This window comes from Desulfonatronum thiosulfatophilum (assembly GCF_900104215.1).
Taxonomy (GTDB): Bacteria; Desulfobacterota; Desulfovibrionia; order Desulfovibrionales; family Desulfonatronaceae; genus Desulfonatronum; species Desulfonatronum thiosulfatophilum.
Window position 1 is genome coordinate 19904 of record NZ_FMXO01000001.1, and the last position, 16797, is coordinate 36700.

General features: G+C 57.6%; 14 protein-coding genes. 3 read left to right on the forward strand and 11 right to left on the reverse strand.

Annotation, left to right across the window (positions count from 1 at the left end; translation table 11 throughout):
* Positions 1-66 precede the first annotated feature (66 nt).
* From BLP93_RS00095 to BLP93_RS00145, 11 genes are all read right to left on the reverse strand, one after another.
* Positions 67-807, reverse strand: a complete 741-nt coding sequence (locus tag BLP93_RS00095) for a protein phosphatase CheZ (protein WP_092115987.1) — start codon at positions 805-807, stop codon at positions 67-69.
* A gap of 66 nt (positions 808-873) precedes the next feature.
* Positions 874-1551 carry a TIGR04211 family SH3 domain-containing protein gene (locus BLP93_RS00100; RefSeq protein WP_092115989.1) on the reverse strand — a complete coding sequence of 226 codons (678 nt, stop codon included), beginning with the start codon at positions 1549-1551 and terminating at the stop codon, positions 874-876.
* Between the two features lie 539 nt (positions 1552-2090).
* Positions 2091-2960 carry a hypothetical protein gene (locus tag BLP93_RS00105; protein ID WP_244148596.1) on the reverse strand — a complete coding sequence of 290 codons (870 nt, stop codon included), beginning with the start codon at positions 2958-2960 and terminating at the stop codon, positions 2091-2093.
* 68 nt (positions 2961-3028) lie between these two features.
* Positions 3029-3667, reverse strand: a complete 639-nt coding sequence (locus tag BLP93_RS00110) for an ABC-type transport auxiliary lipoprotein family protein (RefSeq protein ID WP_092115991.1) — start codon at positions 3665-3667, stop codon at positions 3029-3031.
* Positions 3668-3678: 11 nt separating this feature from the next.
* Entirely contained in the window at positions 3679-4806 is a 1128-nt protein-coding gene (locus BLP93_RS00115) for an MlaD family protein (protein WP_092115993.1), read from the reverse strand.
* Positions 4807-4814: 8 nt separating this feature from the next.
* On the reverse strand, positions 4815-5621 hold the full coding sequence (locus tag BLP93_RS00120) for an ABC transporter ATP-binding protein (RefSeq protein WP_092115995.1): 807 nt from the start codon (positions 5619-5621) through the stop codon (positions 4815-4817).
* Positions 5605-6744: an ABC transporter permease gene (locus tag BLP93_RS00125; protein WP_244148597.1), complete on the reverse strand. Its 1140-nt coding sequence runs from the start codon at positions 6742-6744 to the stop codon at positions 5605-5607. The genes BLP93_RS00120 and BLP93_RS00125 overlap by 17 nt, the downstream gene beginning before the upstream one ends.
* Before the next feature lie 136 nt (positions 6745-6880).
* Entirely contained in the window at positions 6881-9607 is a 2727-nt protein-coding gene (locus BLP93_RS00130) for a hybrid sensor histidine kinase/response regulator (protein ID WP_092115997.1), read from the reverse strand.
* A complete protein-coding gene (locus BLP93_RS00135) occupies positions 9604-10896 on the reverse strand; it encodes a branched-chain amino acid ABC transporter substrate-binding protein (protein WP_092115999.1) in 1293 nt (430 codons plus the stop codon). Before BLP93_RS00135 ends, BLP93_RS00130 begins: the two co-directional genes overlap by 4 nt.
* A 60-nt stretch (positions 10897-10956) precedes the next feature.
* Positions 10957-12663 (reverse strand): glutamine--tRNA ligase/YqeY domain fusion protein, encoded by a 1707-nt coding sequence (locus BLP93_RS00140; RefSeq protein WP_092116001.1) that lies wholly within the window; start codon positions 12661-12663, stop codon positions 10957-10959.
* A gap of 11 nt (positions 12664-12674) precedes the next feature.
* On the reverse strand, positions 12675-13493 hold the full coding sequence (locus BLP93_RS00145; RefSeq protein ID WP_092116003.1) for a DsbA family protein: 819 nt from the start codon (positions 13491-13493) through the stop codon (positions 12675-12677).
* 538 nt (positions 13494-14031) lie between these two features.
* Between BLP93_RS00145 and BLP93_RS00150 the strand changes: the two genes are divergently transcribed.
* The 3 genes from BLP93_RS00150 to BLP93_RS00160 are packed head-to-tail and all read left to right on the forward strand — an operon-like array spanning position 14032 to position 16786.
* Positions 14032-14574: a chemotaxis protein CheW gene (locus tag BLP93_RS00150; RefSeq protein WP_092116005.1), complete on the forward strand. Its 543-nt coding sequence runs from the start codon at positions 14032-14034 to the stop codon at positions 14572-14574.
* Entirely contained in the window at positions 14571-16214 is a 1644-nt protein-coding gene (locus tag BLP93_RS00155; RefSeq protein WP_092116007.1) for a CheR family methyltransferase, read from the forward strand. Before BLP93_RS00150 ends, BLP93_RS00155 begins: the two co-directional genes overlap by 4 nt.
* Positions 16211-16786, forward strand: a complete 576-nt coding sequence (locus tag BLP93_RS00160; RefSeq protein WP_092116009.1) for a chemotaxis protein CheW — start codon at positions 16211-16213, stop codon at positions 16784-16786. The genes BLP93_RS00155 and BLP93_RS00160 overlap by 4 nt, the downstream gene beginning before the upstream one ends.
* Positions 16787-16797: the final 11 nt, after the last annotated feature.

Genomic DNA, 16797 nt, shown 5'->3' on the forward strand with positions numbered 1-16797 from the left:
ATCCGGCGAAGTCCAGATTCGGAGCCGGGCTGATCGGCTGTGCAGACATGCAACATGACACAGGTATCAGTCCAGCCCAAGCTGCGCCAACAGATCGTCGACGTCCTGCTGCTTGGTATCGGTCTGCGGCCCTTTAAGTTCGGAAACCTTCCTCCGGGCCTCGGTGTTCAAGATCTGGATATCTCTGTCCGGGTCCTCATCCAGCCCCTTGATCTTCAACCCCGTGGAAACGAATAGATCCATGGTGATCCGCTCGACCTGCTTGATGGCCGCAATGATCTTTTTGATGCGCTGGCCAGTCAGGTCCTGGAAAGACAGAGCCGTCATGATCCGCATGAAATCATCACTGAGCCGCTGATTCGTCGAAATCAGGGCGTTGACGTCCACGGCCCGGGCCCCTCCACTGCGAAATCGTTCCAGGATGGCGGTCATCTCTGCCTGCAGTTCCATCTGGTTTTCTACGATGTCCATGACCTGGACCGCGGCCTGTTCCGTGGCGATCAGGATCTCGTCCAGCTGGTCCGAGGCTTCCGAGATCAGCGAAGAGGTCTGGGACCCGTCGCCGACCGTGGACATGGGCTGGCCGTCATGCTTCTTGGCATGGGAGATTTCCTTGTAGATCTGCTTCAGCCCGTCCTGGAGTTCGGAGTTCATAATCCGGTAGAACTCTCCCTGCATCATGGTCCGGGTGATGTTCTGCTTCAACTCGGCTTCCAGGGCCTGAACCATGGACTTTCGCAATTCCTCGGCGATCTTTCCGGAAATCCTGTCCATGACTCGATCGATCAGTTCGTTGTTGTTGAGCATGACGTTCCTTGTCGGTTGCCATCCGGACGGAAATTTCTCCGGATCAAAAGACAACCCAATGGCAATTCAGGTGTACTGCAGCGTGTTCCGGCGCTTGCCCTGCATGCGTCCGGTGATCACACCGGCCAGCCAGGCGACCAGAAAAACAGCGCCGCCGCAAAGAAACCAGTAAAAGCGATCCAGATTTTTCATCCGGCTGTTGTCCTGGCGCAATGCTTCGGCTTCGGTCTGGACCGCGGCCAGTTTCACGGCCATCCGGTCGAATTGTTCTCGCAGGTCAAGGACATTGGCGGCATCCAGCCGCAGTGCGGCATGTTCCCGGTCCAGACTCAAAAGGTTGTTCGAAGTGGTGGACAGAACCTCCATCAGGTTCTTGTTGATTTCCTCCAGTTCAGCGATGCGGCCCAGGGCGCCGCTGGATGCGGAATGCAGCGAGGCGTATTCTTCGCGAAGCGTCTGGTATTTCAGGCTCACCGGAGTATCGCCGCTGGTGAAACGCTTGAGCACCCAGCCCTCGACATTATCCGTAGCGCGCACTCGAAGCCAGCCGTCACGTTCCTCCAGCAGTTCCATTTTTGATCCGGCGGGCAGCATGCGCAGGATGCGATTTTCCGTGGACGGACCGATCCGCATTGATATTTCCCGCACATCCGACACATAGATGGTCTCCGCTCGAGCTGTTGCGGCACAGACTGTCATGACCAGCCAGATGATGATCAAGGCAAAAGGATGTGATTTCAACATTGCACCTCTGAAAGGTCGGCAAGAGTTCGCGTCGCACCATGTTTCCGGTGTCTTGCAAAAATTACGGAGAGCTCCACGACGTCACACTGGTGAACGCCGAAGACCAGAAGTCATTATAATAATGGAAAAGCAATGCAACATCATGACCGAACATCAACGCAAATGTTGGTTAGCCTTGTTTCGGATCCACCGCAACTCCATCGATCCATTTCAATGTCCGCTCAGGATGATCGTCCACTCTGAAACGAATGCGCTGATTCGTTGCTCTCGCAGAATTCACCTTGTCGTGACGGATATCAAATATGGAACGTAACTATCAGCACTTTTTATGACAAAACTTGGAGTGTTCCGGCTTGTCACGATTTTTCGGCATCGCCTGTCTGACTGAGCCAGGATTCGTTCATCGAGCCATTGCCAAGCGCCTGAAGCGCCAATTGAAGTTTATTCGAGCAATGGTTCGATGTTACGAAGCCGGCAAAGGAGTTGCGATGTCGAAAAATCGTGACAAGCCGGAACGCAGCTGAGTAGTTGCTATGGAACTAACCCTCACCGGATGCGTAAAAATTGTTGTAGGTCCAGGTCAAGGACAGGGCGAACAAGGCCGCGGCCACGCCGATACCGGCGTCATAATAGGGCGGCGCCGTCAGAGACAGGCGCAAAAGCAAAGTGGAAACGGCATATCCGGAATTGCGCAGAACGGCATGGAACGTCGGCAGGAACCGGTGCGAAACAAGCACCAGGAGAATGTCGCTGAAGATCAGCACGGTATAGAAGGTTGCAAAAAAGGCGAAAGTTCGTGTTTCGAAAAGAAAGTCCCAGCCGCCGTACAGTCCCAATCCCAGAAACACAACCAACAACCCCAGGGCGACAAGCTTTTTGGCGGCTACGAAACGGTACCTTGTCTCGCCGCTCATCAGTTCGCCGCGATGTTTCTGCTGTCGGTAATAGAACCCAAGGATAACGAAGATGGCAAGTGCCCCGAAACCGTCAGACAGGATGCGCAGTACCGGCGTGAGATCCGTCCCGATCTGGATCGGTTCGGGCAGGTAGACCAGTTCCTTGAATGAGTTGCGTAACAGGATCAGGGCCAGGATTTCAAACTGCTTGCCCACGGACTTGGATACCGAGCAGGGCAGCACGAAAATCAGGCTGACAACCTCCAACAGCAGGACCAGGGTGAAGGCGGCGTTGATGGCCTGAAAGTGGCTGTATCCGATTATTTCCCGAAACGGATCCGGAAGCAGCGCCTGCCTGTTCAGTTCAATAGCGATCAGTGAAGACAGAAAAAGAGCCACCAGAAGCGCCGTGACGATCTTGCGATTGGTCTCGGACTCCCAGTAGGCGTGAAGAGGATCAAAAACGTGGGTGGCGGCGTCGTAGACCCGGTGCGTCATGGCTATGTCCGACATCTCCCTGGTTGGGATGAACCTCGGTGAAGCGCGGCAAGAAAACCACTAGGCGGGTGCGCAGACCTGATTTACAGGGGATTGTCCAAAGAGGCGGGCATAACCTCCCGCAACCTGTCTTCAAGATCCATAAGAACATGCTCCAGAGCGTCGTTCCAGGCGCCGACCAGTGACTGGATGGAATCATCCGGCAAATCCCGGACCTGACGATAGTTCTCCTGGAGCACCACATCCATGGCGCCGAATTGATCCGAACGCAGAAGCAGGATCTGCATCGCCAGCACGGCCTGCGGGGAGCCGGTGCGATAATCCCGGTAGAGTTCCTGTACGATCCCTTCCAGAATCATGTCCGGCGCCTTCAGCCCGCCAAGATTCGAAACCAGGGCGAACATTCCGGAGGCTCTGAGCCATTGTCGGACCTGGCTGGAAATCATCTCTCCGGGCAACAGAAAAAACTGGTTGTAAAAATCACTCTCCACCCGTCCTCCGGAACGGATTGTTACGATGCCCTTGGCATCATACGCCGAAGCCACGCGAAAAGCGCGCACTGCCAGGACGCCCTCACCCGGCTTGGATTCGGCTTGAAGTATTTGGGGCCGCTCCACCTGCAACATGTAGTGACGCCGGTCCGGATCCGGGCGGGACAATGTCGCGCATCCGACGGTTAAAAGCATCAGACCGAGGACGAGAATACGGGATGTTGAGGTCATGATCTTGACTCCTAGTTCCGGGAACCGCGCGGCGGCTCACCGAAAAACAGCCTGGAGGGATAATCCCTGGCGTCTTCGGTGATCTCACGCACGTTCTCGCTGGATCGTTCCAGGTTATGCAACAGGGCGTCGATCTGCTCCAGTTGCGAGTTCAAACGCAACTGCACCTGCCGCAGCAGTTGCTGCAATTGAACAAACCCCTGCTGGGCGATGTCCGCGGCAGCCGAAAACTCATCCACCATCTCCGGAGTTTGGGCCATGGATCGTCGCAGATCGGCAACGCTCATCCGCAGGTCTTCCACTCCACCTTCTTCACTCTGTATCCAATGATTCATTCCTTCGGCCATGGCCCGCAACTCCTGGACGGTCCGGGAGATGTCGGCAAGGATGCCATGCACGTCGGCCTCAACCTGCTGCCCGGGGGCCAGGTCTCCCAGCAGCCGGGAAAACTTCTCGTTTGTCTGACGCAATTCGCCGAGTAAACCTACTGCTTCAGAGCTGATCAGGTCGGTTTGAATATTTTCAACCTTGTCCAAAACTACAGTCACAAGATCTTCCAGGCGTTCAACGAATTCTTCGAGGTTGATGACCTCGATGTTTTTCAGGGTCCTGCTCACGGATTCAAAGGTTTCCTCAAATCGGGCTATGGTTCCCGGGGCCGAGGGGATATACGGTCGGGCGGGCTGCCAGTTGATGGGCAGCGGCGGCGCCCGGAACGGGCTGGTATAGTCCAGTTCCAGAAAGGCCGATCCGGTCAGCCCCTGGGGAGTGATGCGGACTCGCAAACCGTTTCTGATCTCCTCCGCCAGAAGGACAGTGAATTCGTCCCGGGAAATGTCGCCAAACTTGTCCGGTTGCAACCCGATCTCCACCAGCACGTAGCGGTGACCCGCCTCGAAGGCATCCGGATATTTGATGTACACGAAACTGATATTCTGGATATTGCCGACTTGCACGCCACGCATTTTGACCACCGAGCCGGTCTCCAGCCCCTGGGCCGACTCGTCCAGATACGTCTCAACGCCGATGTGTTCTGTCCAGAGCCTTCCGCCGCCCAGGACGATCAATGCTCCGATGATCAAGACCAGGGAGATCAGCACGAAGAGTCCGAGTTTGACGTAATTTGCTTGCGCGCTCATGAGAAAACCTATGTTGACGAATAATGTTGCCGTTCATGCCGCGCATGACGATGGAAGAAATCCACCACCACCGGATCGGTGGCCGTATCTCGAAGTTCCCGGGGATCTCCCTGGGCCACGATGCCCCGCTTGCCCTTGTCCAGCATGATCACCCTGTCGGCAATGGCGAAAACGCTGGCCAGTTCGTGCGTGACGATTACAAAAGTCATGTCCATTCCCCGGGCCAGTCCGAGGATCAACTCGTCCAGTTCCGCGGATGTTACGGGATCCAGCCCGGCTGAGGGCTCATCGAGGAAAAGGATTCGCGGATCCAAAGCCATGGCCCGGGCGATGGCCGCGCGCTTGACCATGCCGCCACTGAGTTCCGACGTGGCATGGTGCTCAAAACCGTCCAGTCCCACCTGGGCCAGTTTCATGCGGGCAATTTTTTCCCGCAAGGGCTTGGGGAGATCCGTACATTCCTCCAATGGCAACAAAACGTTTTCCAACAGACTGAGTGAACCGAACAGGGCGCCAGTCTGATAGCTCACGCCGAAGCTGTGCAGGATGCGCATTCGCTCCTCGCCCGCTGCCGCGTGTACGTCGGAGCCCTCGATGAAAACCTGTCCCCGCATAGGTGTTTCCAGTCCGATCATCTGCTTGAGAAGCGTGCTCTTGCCGCATCCTGATCCGCCCAGGAGCACGAGAATCTCGCCGGGAAAAACGTCCAACGAAACGTCTTCCAAAATCACGGCATCCCCGTAACCGGCCCGAAGATCGCGGACCACGATGATCGGCTCTTTCCATGCCGATTCTTGATCAGTAGTTGAAGACATAATACACCACCGCGAAAATGCCGTCCGCAACGGCAATCAAGATGATCCCGCTGACCACGGCGCTGGTGGTCGCCGCCCCCACGGCCCAGGCTCCGTGGCCGGTCTGGAGTCCGCGCACGCACCCGATCCAGCCCACCAATATGCTGAAGACGAATGCCTTGAACAGGCCGCTGAAAAGATCCGTCACGCCTACGGACATGGTCACCTGGGTGGTGTAGGTGATCAGAGGATAGCCCAGGGAAAGCATGACCACGGCCCCTCCGATCAGGCTAAATATTATGAACAGCATGGTCAAAAGCGGGGTCATGAACATGGCCGCCAGCATCCTCGGCACCACAAGCAGCCGGATCGGGTCGAGCCCCATGGTTGTCAAGGCGTTGAGTTCCTCGTTTATCTTCATGGTCCCCAGTTCCGCGGCAAAAGAGGCCCCGGAGCGGCCGGCCAGAATGATGGCCGTGACCAGCGGCCCCAATTCCCGGATCATGGACAGTCCCAGCAGCCGGGCCACATAGATCTCCGCACCGAACATGCGCAGCGGCATGGCGGACTGGAAGGAGATGATCAGCCCCATCAGGAAGCCGATCAGGGCGATGATCAATACGGCGTTGGCGCCCACGGTCTCGCAGTTCAGCCAGAAATCCCGCCAGCGTATCGTTCCCGGATGACGCACCGCCTTGGCAAAGCCCGCAGTGAACGCTCCGACATATCCCACCAGTTCCCGGACATCCTGAAAGAGAACCTCGGCCCCGCGTCCGAACTTTTCCAGGATGCCGGGACGCCGCCGCGGATGCACCGCGACCTGCGCGGATTCCTGGAAATACTGCAACCGTGGGTGCAGATCGGAACGCAGGCCGACCAGCCGCAACGCTCCTCCCTGGGACTGAAGATGGTCTTTCAATTCCGAGAACAAGGCCAGCCCGGAACTGTCGACATACTCCAGTCCTGAAACGTCCAGATCCAATGTCCTGGCTCGGGTTTTATCCAGAGACTTCCGAATCTTTCGCCAGATCCCTCCAGTGGAACCTACATCCAAACGTCCACGCAGGACCATGGCCTGCGAACCGGTCCCCGACACCGTGCCGTGGTCGTCCAGAAACGCGGTAGCGGCATGTTCGGAGGTCACGGCTCGGAACCCGGGCTGGCTTTCAGGGCGGATGGTTGCGGCACGGGGATTGGGGGGGTGATAGTGGTTGGAGTGGTCATGGTGATTTTTATCGATTGCGATTGCGATTTCGATAGGGATTTCGATTTTAGCGCGATCAGGAATACGAGTTGAATGCGGTTTGGAGTGTTTTCTGGAGAGCCTTGATGCTGAAGGGTTTCTGGAGAAAGGCTGTCGGACGGTCTCCCGCGAAGCGCTGCTCGGTCTCCTGGGGGCTGTATCCGCTGCAGAGGATGACTGGAATATCCTTGCGGATTTTGCGCAATTCAGCAAATGCCGTCACTCCGTCCATGTTCGGCATCATCAAATCCAGAATGACGCAGCCGATATGCTCCTGATATTCCTTGAAAATCCGCACCCCATCCAGCCCGTCCTCGGCGACCAGGACCGAATATCCAAGATGCTGCAGCGCCTCCACGGACAATTCCCGGACCATTTCCTCGTCATCCACGACAAGCACCAACTCCGGAATTGTCGAATTCATTTCGGGAAGAACCGACTCCTCCCCGACCGGCGGTTCCCCATCATTCAAAGTATTCCGGATCACCGATTCATCCAGGGGAAAAAGAACCTCGAAGGTTGTCCCTGATCCAGGCGAACTCTCCACGATGATTCCACCGCGATGTCCCCGGATGATGCCCAGCACGGCGGACAGGCCCAGCCCGCGTCCTGTGAACTTGGTGCTGAAGAACGGGTCGAACAGCCTGGTCAGGATCTCGTCGCTCATTCCGTCTCCCGAATCCTGGACCGCAAGCAGGACATGCCAGCCCGGGGCAGGTTTTTCCGTAGTCCGGGAACGGTGAATGCAATCCGCGTCGCAATAGCGCACCCTGGTGGACAAGGTCATGGTTCCGGGCTGATCGCCGATGGCCTCCGCGGCATTAGTGATCAGGTTCATGATCACCTGCTGGATCTGACCGGAATCGGCGCGAATCAGGGGCAGAGACGGTGCGAGATTCAGGATCAGTCGGATGTTTTTCGGCAGGGCGGTCCGGAAAATATGCACGTTGTCCTGCACCAGATCGTTGAGCATGAGGGGGCGGACCTCAAAGCCCCCTTTGCCGGAGTAGGCCAGCATCTGCCGGGTCAAATCCGCGGCCCGGCGCGCCGCCGTATGTGCCTGCAGAATTCGTTTCCGGGCTGGATCCTCCAGGGACGGCAGGGCCAGCGCCAGCTCCATGTTGCCCATCATTGCTGAAAGCAGGTTGTTGAAATCATGGGCAATGCCTCCCGCAAGGACTCCGAGGCTCTCCAGTTTCTGCGCATGCAGCAACTGGCGTTCCATGTCCAGCCGTTGCTCCTCCATCCGTACACGTTCGGTCACGTCTTCCAGCAGGACCACGGTCTCATGATGCTGGGTCCGGGAATACCGAATCTTGAGCACGCGCCCGCTGGTCAATCGCAATTCATCCGATCCCGCCCCGCGACGAAACATTTGCAGTTGGGTTGCCATCCAGACCGAAGCCCTTTCCCCTCGGAACAATCCCGCATCAATTACCGAGGCAAGGCACTCCCGAAATGTTGCACCGGGTCGCAGGACATGTCCAGTGGGCGGCAGGAGTTTGATCACGTTCCGGTTGGCCGTAACCAGGCCATCACGCTTGTCGAAGAGGGCGAAACCTTCCTCGATGGATTCTATGCCCTGGAAGAGTCGGATTTGACTCATTTCGAAACGCTGCTGCAGATCGTGCATCAGGTTGCTGATCCGCTCGGCCATGGTATTGAAGGTCTCGGCCAGGCGACCGATCTCGTCGCTGGAACGCACCGTGGCCCGGGCCTGGAAATCGCCGCCCCGCAAGCGGTCCGCGGAAAGGGTCAAGGCCGCGAACTTGCGGGTAATGGAGCGGTGCATGACCAGTGCCGTGGACATACCCAGAGCCATGGCGAACAGCACGGCCAGGAACAAGAGCAGCGTGGTGTTCCAGCGGGTCTTGTCGATGCCGTCCCTGGCCCGATCCACTTCCAGACGGGCCAGGGACGTCAATTGTTCGGATATGGGCGTCAGCGCGCTGATCTGCAGGTCAAATTCCCGGAATTTGTCTTCCAGTTGCCAGTCCAGTTCCAGGATCTGCGCAATGACATATTCGAGAGCCACCAGAATGTTCAACAGATCCTGGCGGCTAATTTCCGTCAGATCCGGTGAGGAGAGGATTGTTTCCTGCAATGGTTTCAAGGCGTTCAGCGCGGATTGCATGTCCGGACGTTGCCGGGTTCCCAGGTAGAGATTCTGCCAGGTCTGGTACGTGCGGAACAGCAGCAGCATATCGGTCGCCTGCAGCATCTCGATTCGTTCGATGAATATGTCGGAGAGAACGGCAAGGTTGGTCTGGCGTCCGGTTTCCTGGCGGGCCAATTCGGAAACCAGGATCACGGCATCTCCAAAGGTTCCGGCATAGCGTTCCGCTGCGGAAAGATAGAATTCCAGGTGCAGGACAGCCTCCTGCAATTCACGACTGATGGCGGAATTGTCCAGTTTATTGCGTAAAGAACCGGTCAGTTCGATTACTTTCCGAATCCGCTGTTTCGCTTCGTAACCGGAGGATTCCATGGCCTGTTCGAAACCGATGCGCGGCCATTGCATGAAGAAGGCCCGTTCCAGTTGCCGGGCATGCTGCAGTTCCCGATCGATCTCCATGGTCAATTCCCGGATCTCCGTGCTGGTCAGGATCACGGACTCGACATGGTTCAGGGTCATGCGCAGCGCTATGGAACCGATAACGGCCGTAAAAAGGATCAGGAACATCATGAAGGCCATGATAGCCCCGAACTTGAAGCCAATAGGCGCGCTTCGCCACCTCCGGACCACGGCGTCTCGCATCTTCATTGACTGACGGAAGGATTTGCTTGTTCCAAGGGAGCATGCACGGCGATGACGTTTTCCAGGAGTTCCTCGAATTCCATGCCGCGGTTCAAGCTCACCAGCTTGAACCGCGGCATGCCGCAATCGCCGAACGCATCGCAGCTCAGCCTGCCGGTCAACCCGGGAAAATCGCGGATCGAGGACAAGGTCGTACGCAGCCTCTGGCGTTCGATGCGCAACGACCCGTCCGGTTCGGGAAAGGAGGATTGTTCCAGGGCGTGCAGCAGGATGACCGCGGCATCATATCCATGGGCATGGAAATATCCCTGGGGACCTTCCCCGTATGTTTGGAGGTAGCGCTCCAGGTAGGAGACATAGGCCGGGGTTTCCGCGCTGTCCGGAGCGATAAAAAACATCCCCAGACAACGATTGCCGCAGATTTCAAGAAACGGTCGGTTCAGGAGACTGTCCGCGCTGAGCAGGCTCAGTTTTTCAGATAAGGGATAGCTTCGGAGTGCCTGGATAAAATAATGGCCTTCCATGGAAAAGATGGGAAAAAAGACAAGTTCAGGCCGTTGACCGGCCAGGGCCTGGACCAGGGGGTGCATGTTCCGATCGCCGCGGTTGATGGCTCCCACATAAACCACTTCGCCGCCAAGTTCCTGAAACGCCGCGGCAAAGGCTTCAGCCAATCCCATGGCATAGGCGTCTTGATCATGGACCGTGGCTGCACGACGAACGTCGAGGACATGATAGGCAAAGTGAGCGGCGGCAATGCCCTGATATTCGTCATTGCTCGCGGTTCGAAAAAAACCCGGCTGGCGGTGCTCGCCGGGATCGCCGGATTGGGACGTCAGGGACGGCGCCGTGGCTGTGCCGGAAACCAGCACCAGACCGGCTTCCGAGAGTATTCGTGTCGCCGGAATGGCCGCGCTGGAGCAATTCGGGCCGTGGACGGCCACGATATTCCGGTCCGTGGCGATTTTCTGGGCAGAAACAAGACCCCCGGCGCGAGAGCATTGTTCATCCGCGGTGACCACGACAAGAGGATGACCATGCAGTTTGCCTCCCCGTTCCGCGATGGCTATCTCCAGACTCCGGAGATGTTCCCGGCTGATTCTTTCCTGGATGCCGCTGAAGGTATGTAAACTGACGATTTTTACCTCAGCACCGGGCTCAATCCAGACACATCCCAGCTCATCGGCGCAGACGTTCCGCAAAGGCGCATCCGGCGAGCAACCGAAAGCCGTCAGAGCAAAAAGAATGCAGACCAGCCCCAACTCGATTGGAAAGCGGTTTCGATTTCTCGACATTGGCGTACCTTATGATGCGAGGGCCGGTGTGAAAGGCCGGTCCCCCTCATCGCACTGCCGTTATTTCTTCCCGCTTTCCGCGGCCTGAACCTTGGCCCAGGTGTCGCGCAGGGAGACGATTCGGTTGAAGACCAAGTCTTGCGGGGTGCTGTCCGCCGGGTCCACGTTGAAATAGCCCAGTCGTTCGAACTGCCAGCGGCTGCCGGACTCGGCCGTGGCCAGGTGCGGTTCGACCCGGCAGTCTTCCAGCACTTCCAGGGAATCAGGATTGAGATTGGCGCGGAAGTCTAGGCCTTCAGAAGTTTCATTGGGATTGGGCACGGTGAACAGGTGGCTGTAGATGCGCACCCGGGCCGGCTTGGCGGTTTGGGCGCAGACCCAGTGCATGGTGGCCTTGACCTTGCGGCCGTCCGGGGTGCCGCCGCCCCGGGAAGCCGGATCATAGATGCATCGCAGTTCCACGATCTCGCCCTGTTCGTTCTTCACCACATCCCGGCAGGTGATATAGTAGCCGTAACGCAGGCGAACTTCACGGCCCGGGGCCAGCCGGAAAAATTTCTTCGGCGGGTCCTCCATGAAGTCGTCCCGCTCAATGTACAATTCCCTCCCAAATGGCACCTTTCGCGAACCCATGTCCGGATTCTCGGGGTGCAGAGGGGCGTCCAACTCCTCAACCTGGCCCTCGGGATAATTGGTGATCACGACCTTCAACGGCTTGAGCACGACCATTACCCGCGGCGCCCGAACATTGAGAGCATCGCGAACGCAGTGCTCCAGCATGGAGATGTCCACCATGGAATCCGCTCTGGACACGCCGATCCGGTCGCAAAAGGTGCGCAGCGCATCCGGGGGCACGCCTCTGCGGCGCAGCCCGGAAATGGTCGGCATGCGCGGATCGTCCCATCCTGAAACGGATTTGTCCTGGACCAGTTGGATCAGTTTGCGCTTGCTGAGCACGGTATAGCTCAGGTTGAGCCTGGCAAACTCGATCTGCTCCGGGTGGCATGGTGTTTCCAGGGCATCCAGGAACCAGTGGTACAAGGGGCGGTTGTTCTCGAACTCCAGGGTGCAGATGGAATGCGTAATGCCCTCCATGGCGTCGGAGAGACAGTGCGCGAAATCGTACATGGGGTAGATGCACCAGGTGTCGCCGGTCCGGTGGTGCGCGGCCTTCTTGATCCGGTAGATCACCGGGTCACGCAGGCTGACGTTGGGCGAAGCCATGTCGATCTTGGCGCGCAGCGAATGCTGTCCCTCCTCGAACTTTCCGGCCCGCATTCCGGCAAAAAGGTCCAGGTTTTCCTCGACGCTCCGGTCACGGTACGGGCTGTTCCGACCGGGCTCGGTCAGGGTGCCGCGGTACTGCCGGATTTCCTCGGTGCTCAGACTGCAGACATAGGCCTTGCCCCGCCGGATCAGTTCGCAGGCGTATTCATGGAGTTGTTCGAAATAATCCGAGGCGTAAAACAGCTTGTCTTCCCAGTCGAAGCCCAGCCAACGCACGTCACGCTTGATGGATTCGACATACTCCACATCTTCCTTGATCGGGTTGGTGTCGTCGAAACGCAGATGGCAGACGCCGCCGAACTCGCGGGCCAGGCCGAAGTTCAGGCAGATGGATTTGGCATGGCCGATATGCAGGTAACCATTGGGTTCCGGGGGAAACCTGGTGGTCACCTGTCCGTTGTTTTTTCCGGCCCGCAGATCCTCCTCGACGATATTCTTGATGAAATTCGAAGCAAGGACGGGGGTTTCAGGGGTGGACATATTTTTGCTCCTTATTCGCCGGCGTAGCCGCCGCTGGATTTCGTTCCGGCCATTTCGACAACGCGCTGAAATTCCTGAAGGGGAACTGCGCCGCGCACCGGAATGCCATTGATCAGAAACATTGGCGTGCCGCCGAAACCGAAGCTTCGCGCTTCTTCCATATCCTTGATGATCCGCTCGGCCGCTTCCGGACTCGCGCGGTCCGCGGCAAAGCGATCCAGGTCGATGTCCAGTCCCGCGACAATGCGTTCCAGGACTGCTTCAGCATTGCCGCGAAGTTCCGCCTGGCGCTCGAACAGAAGATCGTGCAGCTGCCAGGCTGCTTCATGGCTCTGCATGGCTGCGGCCTCATAGGCCAGGGCCAGTTCCCGGGAAACGGGATTCAGGGGCAGATGCTTGAAAACCAGTCGCAACTCTCCGGCATCATCCAGGTCCAGCAGCCGCTTTACCGTGGCCGTAGCCTGGCTGCAATACGGGCACAAAAAGTCGGAATACTCGACAATGGTGATGGGTGCTTCGGGGTTGCCGCGGATCGGACGGTCCTTGGAAATTTCGGGATTGCGTTCCATGGCCAGGTCTTCCTGCTCCTGGCGTTGCCGCTCCAGTTCCCGTTTTGCCAGAAGGCCCTGTTCCAGGATCTGCACCAGCTCCAGCGGATGCTCGCGAAGCACGTCCAGGACCAGTTCCGGATTCGCGGACAACAATTCCCGCAATTGCATCTGCGTCGGAATCCGCGCCTCGACATCGGACCGGGCCGTGCCGGGTTGCACCAAACTTATCAGCAGCGCCAAAAAACAAACAGCCATCATGAACCGAGTCGGTTTCGTCATGGGTTAATCTGCTCCAATCCGGAATTATCCGGTTCTTTGCTGGAAGTTACATAAGGAATAGTGTCGCACTGCATACGGCACTACGTCGTCATCTTGGTGTCGGTTACAAAAAAAACGATCCGACACATAACGGAAGACAAGACAAGTCCGTGAAGAAAAGGGTGGAGGATCGAATGATCCGATGTGCCCTGTTTTCGACTTTGAGCTCTCAAGTACACTCTGAACCAAAAAACAACCTGCCGCAAAAGATAGAATTCTTATCTTGTGCGCCAGGACTTGTAAACAATGCCATGCCCGCGCTTCGCATCAAGTGCTCGTGCGGGCCGTTGTCTCAAGATGCCTGGTGAAAAACCGGTTTACTAGGATTATCCGGGTATCATATCCGGCTACCCCCCTTGCTCCCAATCTATTTTTCCCCTACGTGTACCGATACAGGTTTATTGAACAGCAACTACTGAAAATGACCCGGTATTGTGTCGGATTCCTGTTCACGTTGCCGGTCATGTAATTCCGCATCGACGGCTCTCCCGACATCCGCATGCAACATTCCGCATCCTACCTTCTCTTCGGCATTGATCAGAAACTGTATGCTCTGCCTGTTTCCAAGGTCATCCGCGTCCTGCCGGCCGCGGAAACAACGCCGGGGCAAAACCTGCCGCCCATGATTCGGGGATTGATTAATATTGGCGGCGAGGTGATTCCCGTGGTGGATATCCGGTCTCGCCCGAACCGGACAGATGACGAAATCGACCCCGAGGACCGATTCATTCTGACCAGTGCCGACGGAATTCTCATGGCCCTGCTGGCCAACAGCGTGGACGACGTTCGGGAGCTTGCCGAACAGACCATATCTCTGCCCCTGGAGGACGATCCGGAAATGTCTGAATCATATTCCGGCGACAGACGGCGGGGCTGCACCGTGGTCTCCACGGTTGACGATGAAATCGTCCTCATCCAGGACATGCGCATGTTCATCAAGGCAGCAACCTCCCTTCCAAGTCCTGCCGATCTGTTTAATGACTTGCCGGCTCCGTCCGAGCCGGAAGCAATGTCCCACAGCGCCTCCGGAAGCCACGAATGAAAATGCCGGCAGCTTCCTCCCAGGACAGGAAATCTCCGGGAACCAGCTTTGCGGAGATTTCACCGGATTTTCTGAGCAGACTGGGAACCTTGATCGGCAAAAAAATGGGCTTGCGGATCGAGGACAACAAGCTGGACGATTTGCGGCGAGCCGTTCTTGATCTCTGGACTACCCAGGGCAGCGAAAGTCCTGAAGCATTCATGCGAACCTTGCTGGATTCATCCCTGAGCGACCAGTACATTCCGCTGCTGGCTGAACGATTGACCACGGGCGAGACATATTTTTTCCGTGAGCAAAACAGCCTGGATGCCCTGCGGTTGCATATCCTGCCCCGGTTGATGGCCGCACAGCCGTCCCGCCGTTCGCTGCGCATCTGGTGCGCCGGATGCAGTTCCGGGGAGGAAGCCTACACGGTGGCCATGCTCCTGGATCACAACCTGCCCGAACCGCCCACCTGGAACATTCGGATTCTCGCCACGGACATCAACCCCCGGGCTCTGGAAAAGGCCAGGCGGGGCGTCTATTCCAAGTGGTCCTTCCGCGGAGTTTCCGATGCGATACGGGATCGCTACTTTCTGCCTCTGGGCAACAATACCTATGCGGTCAAGCCCCGATACCGGGCCAACGTAACCTTTGCTCCCCTGAACCTGGCCACGGACGAGTATCCTGCCTTGCTGAACAACACGCATTCACTGGACCTGATCATCTGCCGCAACGTGATGATCTACCTGTTGCCGGAAACCATTCGCCGCGTGCTGACCGGTTTTTATCGGTGTCTGGTGGAAGGCGGCTGGCTGATCGTCTCCGCCAGCGAAAGCGCCCGACTGCGGTCCAGCAAATTCAGGCCGATCCACCTGCCGGGAGCTACGGTCTATCGCAAAAGCATGCTGGATACGGCTACGTACCGGATTGAGTTTCCTGATGATCCCGATCCGTCGGATTTGTCGAACACCATTCTTGCCGAAAGCCGTGAAGACGCAAAAAACACTCCAGCCGGCCTTGCCCGTGGGGACGAAAAATGCTCGTTCCGGGACAGAATAACTGCCGGCCACGAGACCGCAGCCCAACTTCCCCCGCCGCCGTTGGCCAGCCCCGTACCCCCTACCCCGGAACATTTGTGGCCGCAATACAAGCAGGCGGTTCAGGCTCTTCGCAGGGGTCGGCCGGATGAGGCCCGAACCCTGCTGGCTCCCTTGCTTACGGAGCAAGAGATGATGCCGATTGCACCCGACCGAAGAAGCAAGGCCATGCAGCTCATGGCCACGATTCAGGCCGACAAGGGGCTCCTGGGCGAGGCCCTGGACTGGTGCCGCCGCGCCCTGATCGAGGACAAGACCAATGCCGGAGTTCTGCATCTGCAGGCCATGATCCTCCAGGAGTCGGGACAGGATCAGGAGGCCAGGCAGGCCTTGAAGCATCTGCTTTATCTTGAACCGGAATGCATCGCCGCCCACGCCGGTCTGGGCAGCATTGCTTCGCGCGACGGCCAACTCAAGGAAGCCGGACGACATTTCGAAAACGCCCTGGAACTGCTCTCGGCTCTGCCCGCGGAGACGCCCGTTCCTGAAATGGACGGTATGACCGCGGGAAGACTCATGGAAACCATTGGAACAATGATTGCGCGGGAAGGTCTGCGATGACCCTTTTGGACGAGCAACTCGGAGCGGATCGGACGAATCCCATGGTTGAACGAACTCTGGAACAAAAACGGCGCATTCTGCGCCACCGGGCGAGGTTGCTGGCGCGATCCACGACCCGGGCGAGCGATCCGGAACAGAACCTGAACTTCGTGGAGTTTCTCCTGTCCGGGGAGCGGTACGCCGTGGAATCCGTCCATGTGCGCGAGGTTCTCGTCCCGTCGGACATCACCCCGGTTCCCTGCACGCCGCAGCATATTCACGGGATCATCAACGTTCGGGGAAAGATCATTTCCGTGATGGATTTGCGGGTTCTTTTCGGTTTGCCCCACAATGGGCCATCCCCAAAAGACAAGGTCCTGATCCTGACTTCGGAGAACATGGAGTTCGGAATTCTCGCCGAAGAACTGGTCGGCGCGGAAACCGCGGCCCTGGATGCCGTTCACCCCCCGCCGTCCACCATGCAGGACGGCAGAGGCACCTATCTGCGCGGCATCATCGGGACGGACCTGATCCTGCTGGACGCCGTCAAACTGCTGTCCGACCCGACTCTGCTGGTCAACGAAGAATCATAATCACGGCAACG

Excerpts from the sequence above, each read along its gene's own strand:
- BLP93_RS00095 (WP_092115987.1), bottom strand. The coding sequence starts at position 807 with ATGCTCAACAACAACGAACTGATCGATCGAGTCATGGACAGGATTTCC.
- BLP93_RS00100 (WP_092115989.1), bottom strand. The coding sequence starts at position 1,551 with ATGTTGAAATCACATCCTTTTGCCTTGATCATCATCTGGCTGGTCATG.
- BLP93_RS00105 (WP_244148596.1), bottom strand. The coding sequence starts at position 2,960 with ATGTCGGACATAGCCATGACGCACCGGGTCTACGACGCCGCCACCCAC.
- BLP93_RS00110 (WP_092115991.1), bottom strand. The coding sequence starts at position 3,667 with ATGACCTCAACATCCCGTATTCTCGTCCTCGGTCTGATGCTTTTAACC.
- BLP93_RS00115 (WP_092115993.1), bottom strand. The coding sequence starts at position 4,806 with ATGAGCGCGCAAGCAAATTACGTCAAACTCGGACTCTTCGTGCTGATC.
- BLP93_RS00120 (WP_092115995.1), bottom strand. The coding sequence starts at position 5,621 with ATGTCTTCAACTACTGATCAAGAATCGGCATGGAAAGAGCCGATCATC.
- BLP93_RS00130 (WP_092115997.1), bottom strand. The coding sequence starts at position 9,607 with ATGAAGATGCGAGACGCCGTGGTCCGGAGGTGGCGAAGCGCGCCTATT.
- BLP93_RS00135 (WP_092115999.1), bottom strand. The coding sequence starts at position 10,896 with ATGTCGAGAAATCGAAACCGCTTTCCAATCGAGTTGGGGCTGGTCTGC.
- BLP93_RS00140 (WP_092116001.1), bottom strand. The coding sequence starts at position 12,663 with ATGTCCACCCCTGAAACCCCCGTCCTTGCTTCGAATTTCATCAAGAAT.
- BLP93_RS00145 (WP_092116003.1), bottom strand. The coding sequence starts at position 13,493 with ATGACGAAACCGACTCGGTTCATGATGGCTGTTTGTTTTTTGGCGCTG.
- BLP93_RS00150 (WP_092116005.1), top strand. The coding sequence starts at position 14,032 with ATGCAACATTCCGCATCCTACCTTCTCTTCGGCATTGATCAGAAACTG.
- BLP93_RS00155 (WP_092116007.1), top strand. The coding sequence starts at position 14,571 with ATGAAAATGCCGGCAGCTTCCTCCCAGGACAGGAAATCTCCGGGAACC.
- BLP93_RS00160 (WP_092116009.1), top strand. The coding sequence starts at position 16,211 with ATGACCCTTTTGGACGAGCAACTCGGAGCGGATCGGACGAATCCCATG.